Origin of the sequence: Anabaena sp. 90, assembly GCF_000312705.1 — a bacterium.
Lineage (GTDB): Bacteria > Cyanobacteriota > Cyanobacteriia > Cyanobacteriales > Nostocaceae > Dolichospermum > Dolichospermum lemmermannii.
The window spans coordinates 3157288-3170964 of record NC_019427.1; the positions used below are offsets into that span (position 1 = coordinate 3157288).

14 protein-coding genes are annotated in these 13677 nt (G+C 40.9%); 6 read left to right on the top strand and 8 right to left on the bottom strand.

The window, feature by feature from the left end:
* Positions 1 to 60: 60 nt before the first annotated feature.
* Positions 61 to 1260: an RNA-guided endonuclease InsQ/TnpB family protein gene (locus ANA_RS13745; protein ID WP_015080660.1), complete on the top strand. Its 1200-nt coding sequence runs from the start codon at positions 61 to 63 to the stop codon at positions 1258 to 1260.
* A gap of 119 nt (positions 1261 to 1379) precedes the next feature.
* Here the strand turns inward: ANA_RS13745 and gmk are convergent, their stop codons facing one another.
* The 5 genes from gmk to hetZ all read right to left on the bottom strand — a co-directional run bounded on the left by gmk (position 1380) and on the right by hetZ (position 7674).
* Positions 1380 to 1994, bottom strand: a complete 615-nt coding sequence (gmk, locus tag ANA_RS13750) for a guanylate kinase (protein WP_041458067.1) — start codon at positions 1992 to 1994, stop codon at positions 1380 to 1382.
* Between the two features lie 263 nt (positions 1995 to 2257).
* On the bottom strand, positions 2258 to 2524 hold the full coding sequence (gene remA, locus ANA_RS13755) for an extracellular matrix/biofilm regulator RemA (protein WP_015080662.1): 267 nt from the start codon (positions 2522 to 2524) through the stop codon (positions 2258 to 2260).
* A gap of 393 nt (positions 2525 to 2917) precedes the next feature.
* Positions 2918 to 5254 carry a transglutaminase TgpA family protein gene (locus tag ANA_RS13760; RefSeq protein WP_015080663.1) on the bottom strand — a complete coding sequence of 779 codons (2337 nt, stop codon included), beginning with the start codon at positions 5252 to 5254 and terminating at the stop codon, positions 2918 to 2920.
* Between the two features lie 261 nt (positions 5255 to 5515).
* Positions 5516 to 6310, bottom strand: coding sequence for a hypothetical protein (locus tag ANA_RS13765; RefSeq protein ID WP_015080664.1), 795 nt, complete (start codon positions 6308 to 6310; stop codon positions 5516 to 5518).
* A 176-nt stretch (positions 6311 to 6486) separates the two neighbouring features.
* On the bottom strand, positions 6487 to 7674 hold the full coding sequence (gene hetZ / locus ANA_RS13770; RefSeq protein ID WP_015080665.1) for a heterocyst differentiation protein HetZ: 1188 nt from the start codon (positions 7672 to 7674) through the stop codon (positions 6487 to 6489).
* A gap of 211 nt (positions 7675 to 7885) precedes the next feature.
* Between hetZ and ANA_RS13775 the strand changes: the two genes are divergently transcribed.
* Complete coding sequence (locus ANA_RS13775) at positions 7886 to 8359, top strand: hypothetical protein (RefSeq protein WP_041458069.1); 474 nt, start codon at positions 7886 to 7888, stop codon at positions 8357 to 8359.
* 129 nt (positions 8360 to 8488) lie between these two features.
* Here the strand turns inward: ANA_RS13775 and sds are convergent, their stop codons facing one another.
* On the bottom strand, positions 8489 to 9460 hold the full coding sequence (sds, locus tag ANA_RS13780) for a solanesyl diphosphate synthase (RefSeq protein WP_015080667.1): 972 nt from the start codon (positions 9458 to 9460) through the stop codon (positions 8489 to 8491).
* Positions 9461 to 10287: 827 nt separating this feature from the next.
* Here sds and ANA_RS13785 point away from each other — a divergent pair.
* Positions 10288 to 10485: a hypothetical protein gene (locus ANA_RS13785; RefSeq protein WP_015080668.1), complete on the top strand. Its 198-nt coding sequence runs from the start codon at positions 10288 to 10290 to the stop codon at positions 10483 to 10485.
* Positions 10486 to 10543: 58 nt separating this feature from the next.
* Here ANA_RS13785 and murI read toward each other — a convergent pair whose 3' ends face one another.
* On the bottom strand, positions 10544 to 11398 hold the full coding sequence (gene murI, locus ANA_RS13790) for a glutamate racemase (RefSeq protein WP_015080669.1): 855 nt from the start codon (positions 11396 to 11398) through the stop codon (positions 10544 to 10546).
* 13 nt (positions 11399 to 11411) lie between these two features.
* On the opposite strand from murI, the gene ANA_RS28245 reads away from it, so the two are divergent.
* Genes ANA_RS28245 through ANA_RS27750 form a run of 3 tightly spaced genes read left to right on the top strand, consistent with a single transcriptional unit; the run spans position 11412 to position 11773 of the window.
* On the top strand, positions 11412 to 11546 hold the full coding sequence (locus ANA_RS28245) for a hypothetical protein (protein WP_256370279.1): 135 nt from the start codon (positions 11412 to 11414) through the stop codon (positions 11544 to 11546).
* The gene (locus tag ANA_RS27745; protein WP_235081852.1) at positions 11491 to 11634 is read left to right on the top strand and encodes a hypothetical protein; all 144 of its coding nucleotides are present in this window, start codon (positions 11491 to 11493) and stop codon (positions 11632 to 11634) included. Before ANA_RS28245 ends, ANA_RS27745 begins: the two co-directional genes overlap by 56 nt.
* Positions 11579 to 11773, top strand: coding sequence for a hypothetical protein (locus tag ANA_RS27750; protein ID WP_168652343.1), 195 nt, complete (start codon positions 11579 to 11581; stop codon positions 11771 to 11773). Before ANA_RS27745 ends, ANA_RS27750 begins: the two co-directional genes overlap by 56 nt.
* Here ANA_RS27750 and ANA_RS13795 read toward each other — a convergent pair.
* Positions 11739 to 13607: an N-acetylmuramoyl-L-alanine amidase gene (locus tag ANA_RS13795; RefSeq protein WP_015080670.1), complete on the bottom strand. Its 1869-nt coding sequence runs from the start codon at positions 13605 to 13607 to the stop codon at positions 11739 to 11741. The genes ANA_RS27750 and ANA_RS13795 overlap by 35 nt on opposite strands.
* Between the last annotated feature and the right edge of the window lie 70 nt (positions 13608 to 13677).

Below are 13677 nucleotides of genomic sequence, written 5' to 3' on the forward strand. Positions count from 1 at the left end.
GGGTAGTTAATGGCTATCCTTTATGTTATATTATAAACAGGTCGAAAGGAAACGAAAAATATGAGAACATCTTATCAATACCGATTAAAGCCAACAAGAGAACAAGCCAAAAAAATTGATAAAACATTAGATATGCTGCGGCATCAGTACAATTATCAACTGGCTCAACGCTTCCATTGGTACGAACAAAACCGTTCTCCTATTGATAGATGTTCCATTTTCGTTTGTCATTTACCAGAACTCAAGGATAAACCGAATTATTACAGCCAAAAAGCATCATTAACGCAACTTAAAAAAGACCGCCCTTGGTACACAAGTATTCATTCTCAGGTGCTACAGGAAGTCCCCAAGAAGGTCGAGATAGCTTTTGACCGATGGTTAAAAGGTGATGTGAATGGTAAAAAATCAGGCAAGCCTAGATTCAAAGGTGCGGGTCAATACAAAACTTTTACCTTTCCTCAGTTCAAACGACACCACTTTACTAATAACAAAATTACGCTATCAAAAATAGGTGATATTAAAGTAATTGTTCACCGTCAAATACCCGGTGGGTTTGATATTAAAACTGTATCTGTCACTAAAAAAGCAGACGGGTATTATATCACTCTAAGCCTTGATGATAAAAGAGTTCCAACGGTTAAACCTGATTTTAATGCTAATAATATTGTTGGTATTGATGTAGGTTTAATAGATTTTATTGTCACCTCAGACGACGAAAGAATTGCCGCCCCTAAGTTTTTACGCAAGGCTGAACGCAAATTAAAATCTGCACAGCGTCGCGTATCTCGTAGGAAGAAAGGTTCTAATCGTCGTAAAAAAGCGATAAAAAAACTGGGTATTCAACATAAGAAAGTATCAGATACCCGCAAAGATTTCCACTTTAAAACTGCAAACAATCTACTCAAAAAGTACGATGTAGTAGCTGTGGAAAAGTTGAATATAAAAGGACTCGCTAGAACATGGTTGGCAAAAAGTATTAACGATGCCGGTTGGGGACAATTTATAACGATTCTTTCAAACAAAGCCGAGAATGCTGGTTTGAAAGTAATCGCTGTAAATCCAAACGGGACAAGCCAAGAATGCTCTAGTTGCGATGCCCTGAGCTTGCCGAAGGGTGGTCACAAAGTTAAAAAGCCGCTATCCCAAAGAACGCACAATTGCCCTAACTGTAAGGTCAGTTTGTGCCGGGATTTGAATGCTTCAATTAATATCAAGAACCGTGGGGCGCACGGTCTTAAAGCTCGGTCAATGTCTTCATAGAAGAGTCGCCGAGAAGCCCACACTCACCTGTATCCCTTACGGGACCGCAAGGCATAAGGGAGTGTGTGGAGTATGTCACCTATTGTTCATTGATTACTTGCATTAAAATCTTCGTGTCTTCATAGAGGAGACTCTGAACCAAAAATAGCTATCTCTATTTCCTTTAAAGCTTGCTCAAAATCATCATTGATAATTTTTATATCAAATTCGTTAGCAGCGGCAATCTCCTCTTCAGCACGTTGCAAACGACGAGAAATAGCCTCTTCCGAATCTTGTCCCCGTCCACGAATGCGGTTTTCTAGTTCTGCAAATGAAGGTGGCAAAATAAAAATACTCAGGGCGCTAGGGAATGTATGACGGATTTGTCTTGCTCCTGCTAGTTCAATTTCTAGCAACACCAACTTACCCAACTGAATATAGTTCAAAACAGATTCACGGGGCGTACCATAACAGTTACCAGCAAATTCTGCCCATTCTAAAAATTCGCCTTGAGTAACTAACTGTTCAAACTGACTCCGACTAATAAAGTTATAGTTTTTACCATTGATTTCTCCCGGACGAGGTGAACGAGTCGTTGCAGATACTGAATAATGCAATTCTGGATAACGCCGGAGAATTTCATTCATTAACGTACCTTTGCCGACTCCACTCGGACCGGTTAAAACAATTAGTTTGCCCAGAGGCGGACATTCTTTCGTATTTGCACCATTATGGGTAGGTAAAACTTGCATTATCCGTGAAAAAAGTGAATTAATAAATACAAATGATTCCTTAGTCTTGTTTTAGCGACTAAAATAACTAATACTATTTTGAATTTAGGACTTGAGATGGTTAAATACCTACGGTATCAGCCTCTGCGGCAGTATTTCTTATCCTCACTCTTCAAAATAGCATCAAGACTAAAGAATTTGTAGCACTGGTGACAGAAAACCAGTCTAATTCACATAGTACAGCCGATATGGTACAAATAGAGTTGGGTTGATAATTATGCCGATGATTAATTATCTACAACATGATGATCACGAGAAATCACAAACCGATTGGCTACGGTTTCTGGTTGAATCGCAGAGAGAATAACATGACTAGAATCAGTAATAATCACTGCCCTAGTCCGTCGTCCATAGGTAGCATCAACCAGTTGACCTCTATCCCTAGCATCGGTGATAATGCGTTTAATGGGAGCAGATTCTGGACTAACGATGGCAACGACTCTGTTGGCAGAGACGATATTACCAAACCCGATATTGATTAATTGAATTTCCATAAAAAAAATTTCAGCTAAACGAGAAATGAAAAGCTTGTAGCAAACTTATTTCCATGTTATCGCTAAAGAATGGGAGTTACAACGATTTAACCCCCGTTAATCTGAGTTTTTTCATAACTTATGCTTTTTTTAGCTGTGTTATCGGCCAAATCTCCTAAAAATACTCCCTATGATATATGCAAGATTATATCCATCTAAGCTAGTAAATGTTTCTTTTGAATTGAAAATAATATAGGCAAGATGAGCTTTTTTAAGCTGGGAATGGGCATTTATCCGGCAGATTTCGCTCTAATGAGGTACAAACTTGAATTATGAAACTCTTGTAGTGCGGGCATCTTGCACGCTACATAAGTACCTCATAACACCGGAAAGTGCTGTAAATGCCCCGAATGATCAAGAAACGCGATTTTTATCAACTTTCTTCAATGCTTGCCATCTTTGTTGTAATTGCTGCCAGTTTGGAGTATGTCTACCATAACGCCAACTCACATAAGCATGACAAATTTCATCTATTACTTTTGCTATTTCTGGAGAATGGTGTTGATATGAAAACTGGGCATATTCCAGAGGTGTTTGACTAGGATGCTTACCTAAACCCTGTTTAGCAGTCCATTGCAGCATTTGTTGGTAAAGTCTTTCCATTGGAGATAACTTCTTTAACAACCGGATATTAAGCCATTTGCGCCATTGTCCCCAAGTCAACCAACCGAAAAAAGCGGCGATTGTACCGACAATTAAACCGGTTAATATGCCTAACCAACCTTTGGTAAATAAAGCCAAAAACCAAGCTATTCCTTGAAATAACCAGCTAAATATCGTCCCAAATACAGTATTTAAAATAGCTGTAATTGGTGAAGGTAGCCAACCAGCCACCCAATTCCAAAATTGCCGCAGCACACTAAAAGTCTGATCTTCTTCTATCGAAGGGGGAATTAAAGGATGGCCAGGAATTGGATCAAAGGTAAACCAGCCATACTTAGGAAAATAAACTTCTGTCATCGCATAGGCATCAGTATTGCGGACGACATACATCCCTGTGAACGGATTAAATTCTCCTGGGGCAAATCCCGCCACTAGCCGTGATGGAATACCTACAGAACGTAGCATAATCGTTAATACAGTGGAAAAATGGTCTGGATAACCACCTTTATTTTTGAATAAAAAGCTTTCTACCAAGTCATCCTTTTCATTCAAATAAGGCAAATCTAAAGGATTTGTCGGTAGGGTGTAATTTTGTTTAACATACTGGGCTAAGTAAAGAGCTTTTTCATAAGCTGAATCTAGGCTTTTCGTCCCTGGAGAACGGGAAACCCTTTGTTGATCATAACTAGCCAGTATTTCTTCAGTTCGTTTGCGGACTTTATCGGCAATTTTTGGCGGGATTTGCAGGTAATAGTTTTTAATATTGGCTGGATATTTAGTTGATGCTTTACCTAATAAAGAGCGATCGCGGTAAGGAACATCCGAAACTACGGTATATGTTAGCCCTTCTGATAACTGTACTGGCGCACGTAAACCATCTTCTTGATCAACCGCTATCATTGGTGTGGGAAAGTACAAACCTTTGGGATAGGACATTGCCGGAATCAGATTAGGCAACTCTGTCACCAAATTATAGGTTTGCACTACCTCTTTGGTGAGGGTAGCCAAGGGTGGAAAATCAATAGAAATGCGGGAAGTCCAGGATGATTGTCTGAGGGTAGTAACTTGATCATTTCGGGAAATCTTCCAACCCTTACCCGTATAATTGTCAAAGGCCAGGACGCGCCAAAAACCTGCTGCTTGCGATCGCACACGCATCACCACCTTGGGTTTCATTTCCCCCCGCAGGTTTTGGTTAATCTCGCTATTGAAACCGTAATAAAAATTACTGTTTATTTTTCCTGGTTCACCAGCTTTTCCTGAGCCACTACCACTATAATTGCCATTACCTTGACCATTACCCTTGCCTTCACGGACATAACCGGGGTTAATAATACTCCGCCCCGTGAAATTTTCGGGAATTTTCAGGGGCGCACTCACAGGAAAAGACTGAATCTGATAACCAGGAACTCTGGGTAAAATTGCAAAAATCCCCAGTCCTAAAGCCACAATCAACAAAAAATTTACAATTAGAAATTTAAAATTGAAACTAGAATTATTCTTTTTGGCAGATTTTTCCCAAGTAGATTGCTTGAACCCTAGACGAGAACGGTAATCAAGCACTAAAGTGGGGAGAGATATTCCTAAAAATAATAGCAACACAGGTGCAAACGTCATAGTTTGGCTCAACGTCGCCGCCACACCCAGCAATATCAACCCAATCACAATCGAATAGCCCAAATCTTTGCGTCGGGGCGTATCAAAACTATGTAATAGCTGCAATTGAATCAATAACTCCGCCAAACTTAGCCGAGTATCATTCCAATTACCAATAAACCGCCCAAAAAAAGCCCCCAAAGCCAATAACATTCCCATCGCAATACAGAACTGCACAGGAATATTAGAACTACGGCGACGGTAGTAACTCCACCCGGTTCCTACCATAGTTAATGGTACTGTCCACAGACTAAATTGAGTTTCACCAGCAATATCCGTGGCCACAATCCCCAAAATTACCAAAGCCATCACCAGCACTCGTAAAGGAATTGAATCTTCCACTTCCCTTGTTGGAGATTTTCCTCTAGTTTGTTGCCACTGATTACCTACCGGTAAACGCCAAAACCGATTCATCCTGGATAAATTAAACATTTTCAAACAACCAAAGCTATGATGTAGACGCTGCGGACACAATGCTAGGTATGAAAACTATTATCTTGTCTTCACCCCCTTATCCTAGCCGTATACTCCCTAAGAGTACAAGTATCCTGCTCATAGCTAGGGTTCTAGATACACCTTTAATTAATATTGTTGATTCCCAAGAGAATTAAGTTTTAAAGCCAGAAAATTAATCAAGATTATTATACATCAGTTGCCATTGCTCCCATCTAATTCCTAGATATGGCATTTGCCTTAGATTTTCACCTGAATAGCCAACAATAAAGGCTGTTGATCCAATTCGGGAAACTCCACTGCCAAAGTATAAGTTGGCTGATTTCTATCAATTTGTAACTCTATCATCGGTATTTCTGAAGTCTCAGACCTCACAAATTCTTGAGTAGGATTACCCTGGAGTTGTAAAATCCCCGGTGTAGGTAATTCACCCTGAACCGTCAACTTCGTAAATTTACCTAAATTCCGTAATTCTACTCGAATGCTCAAAGTCCCCACCGTAGTGAGCCATTGTCTTTCTAGCAGTGGCTGATTAAATGAAATCGGCAAAGTTAGATTTTCTAACAGTTGCTTGGCTGCCATTAACGACAATGCCATTTGTTGACGTGGTAATAAATCAAAATAATCGCTCTCAACATCAGCCGTAGCTGTCAAAGTATCAGCAGAACGATAAGAGCTTCTCAACACTAACCCAGCCAAATCATTGATGACTTGAGTATCGGTGGGAAACATACTTTCTACCACCTGAACTAATTTAGCTCCCAGAGGTAGGGAAGATGTCAATAAAACCTGACATTTGGCCAACAATTGCCAAAAAACTTTTTCGGGCAAAGGAATCGGTAAATTTAACTTAGATTGGTGGACCCTCCACCCCCAAACAGGAACTAATCCCAGAGATTGTTCTTCTACACAGTCAGGATAGTCCACTGATTGTGTTTCCCAGGGGAACAACGGCGGATTTTTTTCTATTTGGTCTTGTAAACGACGCTTAAGAATAGCTTGGAAACGTTCTTGCACAGTAGGAATTTCTCCCAATTGAAAGGTTTGGGGCTTTTATTGTCAATCTGAGTTCACCAATCATTTGGCTACCATCTGGAAATGAATGTCTGCCCCGTCAATTTCCTCACATTATAACAAGCTATACAAGTAGGTGCTGAATCTGTAATTTTTCAATACCCAAGCAAGTTGATGATTTTGTGAAGATTCACAAGTCACCATTCATGGGTAGATGCACTAGATCCGGACACTAAGGAATTCCGAATTTCCCAAGCCTGTTCCAAAATCTTAAACCAACGTTTCTGTAATTGTGCCATTGACAAGCCTAAAGTCTTAGATATTTCCTCATCAGGTTTTCCTGCTTGCTTCAAATCTAAGATGGATCTTTCTTTATTATCTAACTGGGCTGTATAAGTTTCCCATTGAATTGGAGTTAAACCCAAATTAGTTGGTAAAGAAACTTCTAACCACTCATGTACCAATTCCCAGCGATGTAAAAGAGCAAACCGAATTAAATGATATTTAAACCGTTGCTGTAAGTAATCACGCTGCCGAGATGTTAAACCTAAAATTGACTCAATTTCTGGTGCTGATAAATCCTGAAGACGAAGAGCAAAGTAATCAGCACAGTCAGATTGTTCTTTTTCTGCTAAATAGTCTATTAATTCAGTAATCACAACCGAGCGCAGGGTATCTTCTTCTGGTTCGGGCTGCATTGCCATAGCCGAGCGCAATTGGTGGATAGCTGGCTCTTCCCAAGAACCGTCAGACTCACCACCCCCACCAGATGATGCCTGTTCTATATCTACACTTGTTTCTAAAGGCTGCTGTTTAGAAAAAGTTTGCGCTCGCAGAATAATTAACTGTTGCTGCCTACCGGGGAGGGGAATCCGCCGTTTACCATATCGTTCGGTAAATGCCATGTATTCTCCCAATTCCAAGAGAGTATGGGGACGATAGGTAAGACCTAATTGGTTCTCCCTTCTAAAAGCATTTAAAGCCTCCAGATAAAAACTCTGGAGAAAATCTTCAATAATCGTCAACCGCCCTTGATAGCTTAATTGCTTGTGAGGGGGATTAATATAACGGTAAACAATGGCACTCAATGTGCTATGTAATTCTACCCTACCACGACTTGAACCTAACTGATAGTATCGGATACACTGTTGTAACCGATGTTTAGCTAGGCTCATGGCTGAACTTTCTACAGATCCGGAAGTTTGAATGCGTTTACTTTCATTACAAATCCGCAAAACTTCGTTAGTAATTCTCACAGATACATCGTGACAATTTTGCTCCGAAGCCTTAGTTGACTGTTGAAGTTCCTTAAATAGGAATTGAAAGATGACCTCCACGCTGATAGAAATTTTCCCCTGATTAGTTGCGATTGCTGTTGAATTCATAGTCCCAGTTCTCAAAAAGACCCTAACATACTTTGGACACGACTTGTCAGACTTTAGATAATAGCTGTATGGTTTTTGTGTACAAGTCAAACGCAAACCAATCTACAGTGAGGATATGTGGCGTAAGAAGATTGAACTTGTGAACCCCCATTTTGTGGGATATTTTGCGCTCATGTTTTAGCCATTATCCAAAAGTCATTTACAACTCATGATGGATTTAGAAGCACAAATTCAATTGCTGATAGACAATGCACCCCAGGATGGCGTGACACCACAGATTATGGTATCAATCGCTCCTGTATTAATCGCTATTGCCCAAAAGTTAAACCACTACCAATACTTTATTCTCCAAAATTCTGAGCAGGATTGGGTTTTAACTACATTGAGCAATCGCGCAAATCCAGGAATAGAAAAGCAAGTTATTTACGCTTTCCCTACCATACAAGATGTTTCCCTAATCTCAGATGATGGGCGTGACCCTCACTTGCTGCCAACCCTCATGGATGTTACTCAAATTTTATTCCAATTAGTAGCCCTGAAACCAGTACACAGCATAGTTTTTATCGAAACACCAGGAAATATAACAAATACTGTAGAAGTGCGGCGTTCTCAACTAGAAAGGCTGATTCAGCAACGATTACAGGAATTTAAAGGCAAAAAAATAATTCCTCCCAATATTGCCTAACTAGGAGTCAGGAGTCAGGAGTCAGGAGTCAGGAGGAAGAATTAGAAGGAGGAAGAATCCATAACTAAATTTGGGATTTTGGATATTAAATCTCCTCAATCCCAAACCTTAAATCGCCCTAAATTTTGCTTAGTAGAGCCGACTTAGGACATAGTCGGTCAAATTCATCAGGGCTTCGCGGGATGCTGATGGTTCTAAAATACCAATATGCTCGGTGGCTAATTTGCCATGGTGAGCAGCTAACTCTCTAGCTCTCTGGATACCTCGACTATCATGAATTAGTGCCAATGCCTTTTCTAAATCCCCTTCTTGGGCAAACTCTCGGTTAATCAAGGCTGCCAAGTCAGGTTTTTCTTCCAAGGCAAATAAAGCTGGTGCTGTCAGGTTGCCACTTTTGAGGTCAGAACCCGCTGGTTTACCCAGGGTGTCTGTGGAACTGGTGAAATCAAGAATATCATCTACTATTTGGAAGGAAAGACCTAAATGGCGACCGTAACTGTACAAGTGTTCGGCAGTTTCTAGGGATGTTTCACTAATTAAGCCAGCAGCTTTAGAACTGTTGGCAATTAATGAGGCTGTTTTGTAATAGCTCTTTTGCAGGTAGGTTTCTGTAGAAAGATCAGCATCAAAACGATTTAACCCTTGTTGGATTTCTCCAGCGGCTAAATCCATAATCACTTCCGAAAGCAGTTTAACAACATCCAAATTATTGAGATTTGCTAAATACCAAGAGGATTGAGCAAAGAGGAAATCCCCGGCAAGTACAGCAATGCGATTACCAAACAAACTATGTACTGTCGGTACACCACGGCGGACATCTGACTCATCTACTACATCATCATGGACTAAGCTGGCTGTGTGGATCATTTCTGTAATTTCTGCCAGTCGTCGGTGACGCGGTGTAATATCTTCTTGTAGCATGGTTGCCCGCGATATCAGCAGCACTATCGCAGGTCTGATTCGCTTACCCCCAGCACCGAATAAGTGTTCGGCTGCGGCATAGAGAATGGGGTGGCGATTTCCAACTAGCTGTTTAAGGTTATCTGCTAGTATTTGCAGGTCTGCTTCCACAGGGGTAAACAGGGAGGTGGCTGGGGTCATGGATAGGCGGACTCTGGCTTAGGTTACGAAAGTTTACATATTCTTTAATTTTAAGATAACCCAGTGTCAGCGCAAAGTTTTCCTCTGGGAATCTGATTTTTAATATCTATTAAGTTATTCGGAGCTTGAATTAAAAATATGTTATCATAAATGCTCTTTTAATGTCGCTTCATTTCTTGTCACCCGAATTCTGCGTAGTTATCAAAGGTAGAATGTTAATAAAATAACGCGCATTACCAACAACCGCAAATTCGCTGTCAGCAACGAAAATTTTTTAAATTTAGTGAAAAAATTAGCTTCAAATTCAGGCTGGCTGTGTTAGGCTAATACCTAGAGATATTAAATTTTTCAGCTTATTCACTTCCTACGTAAAACCATTATTGAGTGATTTTACGAATTAGTGTTGTGGGTCTAAAATAACTCGTCGCCAAAGCAAAAATGGGAATAATTCCTAGATTCTCGGCGATAATCATGCCTTTTGAGTTGAATTATGCTTTTCCAGTTATGGAAGTAACTCAACGTATTCAGCGCACGTTGGGTATTGGCGTAGATCTATTTAAATGGGCGTGAAGTCAATAACACAGGCTAGGTAGACTGCTGATGAGCGCAGTTAAATTCTGCTATTTAGCAATTTTACTGCTGTCGGATGTATGGCCTGGGAAAGTTGATATTAAAGAAAATAAATTAATGGACCAGAGAAAATGTATTTTCTACTGGAAAGTTTAGTATAGCTAACTACAGTTATCAAGGGTGTGCTTGGATTAACTAAAGTTTCGCTAGTTTTGTGTGCAATTTTACCTTCCTTAGTAATTAAAGATGGGGGAACAATGATTTACGGAAATATGCCCATGATGATATTTATTTTAGCTGCTGGATACTTATTTAGTGTGTATTTATTATTAGCATTAGCCAAGCGAACGGGCAAAAAAGGTCTTTCTCAAAGCGATTCTGATGCTGTCCAAGATAAGTACAAGCAGCAAAGAGGATTAACGACAAATGTGACTGAAGCTATGAATAGTCACTGAGAGGGGAGAGGGGAGAGGGGAGAGGGAGAAATTTTCTTCTTTCTTCTTTCTCCCCTTATTATACGACAGCATCAGCAAAACAGACTTGTTCTACCATTGGGGTATAGCCTAACCACTGCCAAGCAGACTGGGTAAATTGCTGAGGACAACCGCTGACAGCGAAGCGGGTGGGCATTGGTGGATGAATATTCTTAATTCCTAGTATATCTAATTCTTGAGAGCAAGCAGCTACTACATGAACTGCTGGATCAATTAGTTTGACTTGGGTAGGGAGGAGCGATCGCAAAACTGGTGACAAATGGGGATAATGGGTACAACCATAAACTAAAGTATCTATTTCCTGCTTCAGCAAAGGTTCTAGATAAGTTTTGGCGATTTCAGTAGTATAAGGATCATGAATGCGATTTTGTTCAATTAGTGGCACAAATTCGGGACAACTGACCTGCCAAACTTGGACATGGGGTTGAATTTCTAAAATAGCCTGACGGTAGGCATTGCTTTGAGCCGTAGCTGGAGTAGCAATGACACCAATTCGCCGTCCTTGTTGAACTGCTGCCTTTGCCCCTGGTAGAATCACTCCTAAAATGGGGAAATTAAATTCTTGACGGACTATATCTAATGCCAGAGCCGAACTGGTGTTACAAGCCATAATTGCCATTTTCACCCGTTGCTGCTGCATCCAATGGAGGATTTCTCGGACAAATTGGAGAATTTCTGGTTGGGAACGAATACCATAGGGAAGGCGGGCTGTGTCCCCCACATAAATAATTGATTCGTTGGGGAGTTGTTGATAAATTTGTCGCAGTACGGTTAACCCACCGATACCACTGTCAAATACCCCAATCGGAGCGCGTTGAGGTTCTTGAGGGGAGAAAGTATCAAAATGACTATCAAAAATAGAAGATGAATACACAGCAAGTATTAATTTGGATTGTGGTCAGTGGTTAGTAGGGGCGAAGCATTTGGAAGATAAATTATCGGTCATGGCCAAAAATAGTTCTCCAAATGCTTCGCCCGTACAGTGGTCAGTGGTTAGTAGGGGCGAAGCATTTGGAAGATAAATTATCGGTCATGGCCAAAAATAGTTCTCCAAATGCTTCGCCCGTACAGTGGTCAGTGGTTAGTAGGGGCGAAGCATTTGGAAGATAAATTATCGGTCATGGCCAAAAATAGTTCTCCAAATGCTTCGCCCGTACAGTGGTCAGTGGTAAAGAAAAAACAACGAACAACTGACAACGAACAACAGACGATCATTATCTTTGTTTTAAATAATTCAGAATACCACTAGCTATGCCCTCAGCCATACGACTTTGGTATTCTGGTGATCCTAAACGGGGATTATCTTCTCGACCGGTCATATAACCTGTTTCTACTAAAATAGCAGGCATAGTATTTTTTCTCAGCACATAAAATCTAGCTTTACGAGTGCCTCGATTCTTGAGGGTACTAATATTTTGGAGAATGGCTTGCCGGACAGTGTCAGCTAAAGCATAGCCATTGTCGTAATAATAGACTTCTAAACCATTAACATCAGACCGATTATCCACGGAATTGGCGTGAATGCTGACAAATAAAGTAGCATTAACCCGCTTGGCTATATCCACTCGTCCTTGCAGTTCCACAAAAAAGTCAGCATCTCGCGTGAGGACAACTTGGATACCGTTTTGTTCTAAAATTCTCGCCAGTTTTGTACTAATAGGTAGAACGACATCCTTTTCTAGCAAACCACCCAGTCCAGGAGCGCCAGAATCTTTACCGCCATGTCCAGGATCAATAACTACTAAAACTTTGCCATTAGGAACTGGTAGACGGGGCTGGGATCTTGTTTGCGGTGGGTCTGTGCTAAAACTTGGAGGATCTAGTCGTGGGATAGAAGGGATAGGTGGTGTAATTAAAGGGCGTTGAGAGCGGAGGTTAGTTTGTAATTGTAGTGCTAATAATTGAGATGGGACTTGATTAAGTACCCCAAAGCTAACACCAGATGCAGGTTGAACAAGAACAACTACAGTATTGTCAGATTGGGGTTGGAGACGGACTTTCAGAATAGGGCTATTACTACTAAAAACCGGACCTTTGACCTGATTAGCTAACTTAGCATTGGGAATGGTGATGCGAAATAGACCGGAACTTCTATCCCAACCAGTGGTAGCAGATATGGCTTGATCTGCCCGAATTAGTAATTGTGTGCCATTACCACCGATTTCTACAGATTGAATAATTGCGGGGGAGTCACTCAGTGATGGTGCGGAGGATTGGTTATTATCAGGTAATTTGGCCAAACGATCTGGGATGACGACAAAACCGCTGTTACCACTAAGTAGGGCTTGCCAATTGCGACTATTGCTATCTAACTGCAAGGTCATGCGAACAGTAGATGGATTACTGGATGATTGGCTAAATTGGATACGACGGACTCCATAGCGATTAATCACTAGATCCCGTTGTCCCATATTTTGTGATAAGGCTGCGCCAATGATATCAATATTAACAGAGCGATTGTCTTGACTGCGATTAACTTGCAGTTGAGGATTTCCACCACTGGTACTAATAAAAAACCCATCCCCTGTAACTCGGAATTGATCAATTTGCACTACCCCTGGGGGGATTTCTCGATTAGATGGGGTAATCCGATTTGCTGTAACTACGTTGTAAATACTTCTGGGGTCTAGTGTTGGTTCAGATGATTGATCTGATGTTGGGGGTAGTGATGGTTCTCCAGTTTGCCCAGAAGCAACTTCTGGCTGTGGTAATTCTACTATCCAGCGTTTGCCATTGGTGGGAATAAATTTGACTTGCTTGGGGTTAAAGGTGTAACCAGGGGCTAGTTCGATAACTAAGCGTGTTGTCTGGTCATCAAATTGACCGATACGAATAGTGCGAATTTTGCCACCAATCTGTTGGGTTACGGACGGACGACCAAGTTCGGTTCCTGGTAAGTCAATTACCAAACGGGTGGGGTTAAAAATAAGTTGGGCTTGGGGTTGGACAGCGCTAGATGTGTTAATTTCTAAGTGATTTTGATTGGTATCAAACCGCCAAGATTCTAATTTCGCGGCAAAAGCGGGCGAAGATAGCATGAAGACCGTTCCAAAAGTGCTAGGTATTAACCAATGTAGTTTCACAATCCTTTCTCCTGATTCCTGTTGATGGGATTTGTCAATATCTCGACTTATGGGCTAATCTTCAGACCAT

Excerpts from the sequence above, each read along its gene's own strand:
- ANA_RS13745 (WP_015080660.1), top strand. The coding sequence starts at position 61 with ATGAGAACATCTTATCAATACCGATTAAAGCCAACAAGAGAACAAGCC.
- ANA_RS13785 (WP_015080668.1), top strand. The coding sequence starts at position 10,288 with ATGATTTACGGAAATATGCCCATGATGATATTTATTTTAGCTGCTGGA.
- remA (WP_015080662.1), bottom strand. The coding sequence starts at position 2,524 with ATGGAAATTCAATTAATCAATATCGGGTTTGGTAATATCGTCTCTGCC.
- ANA_RS13760 (WP_015080663.1), bottom strand. The coding sequence starts at position 5,254 with ATGTTTAATTTATCCAGGATGAATCGGTTTTGGCGTTTACCGGTAGGT.
- ANA_RS27745 (WP_235081852.1), top strand. The coding sequence starts at position 11,491 with ATGCTTCGCCCGTACAGTGGTCAGTGGTTAGTAGGGGCGAAGCATTTG.
- hetZ (WP_015080665.1), bottom strand. The coding sequence starts at position 7,674 with ATGAATTCAACAGCAATCGCAACTAATCAGGGGAAAATTTCTATCAGC.
- ANA_RS13775 (WP_041458069.1), top strand. The coding sequence starts at position 7,886 with ATGGATTTAGAAGCACAAATTCAATTGCTGATAGACAATGCACCCCAG.
- sds (WP_015080667.1), bottom strand. The coding sequence starts at position 9,460 with ATGACCCCAGCCACCTCCCTGTTTACCCCTGTGGAAGCAGACCTGCAA.
- ANA_RS27750 (WP_168652343.1), top strand. The coding sequence starts at position 11,579 with ATGCTTCGCCCGTACAGTGGTCAGTGGTTAGTAGGGGCGAAGCATTTG.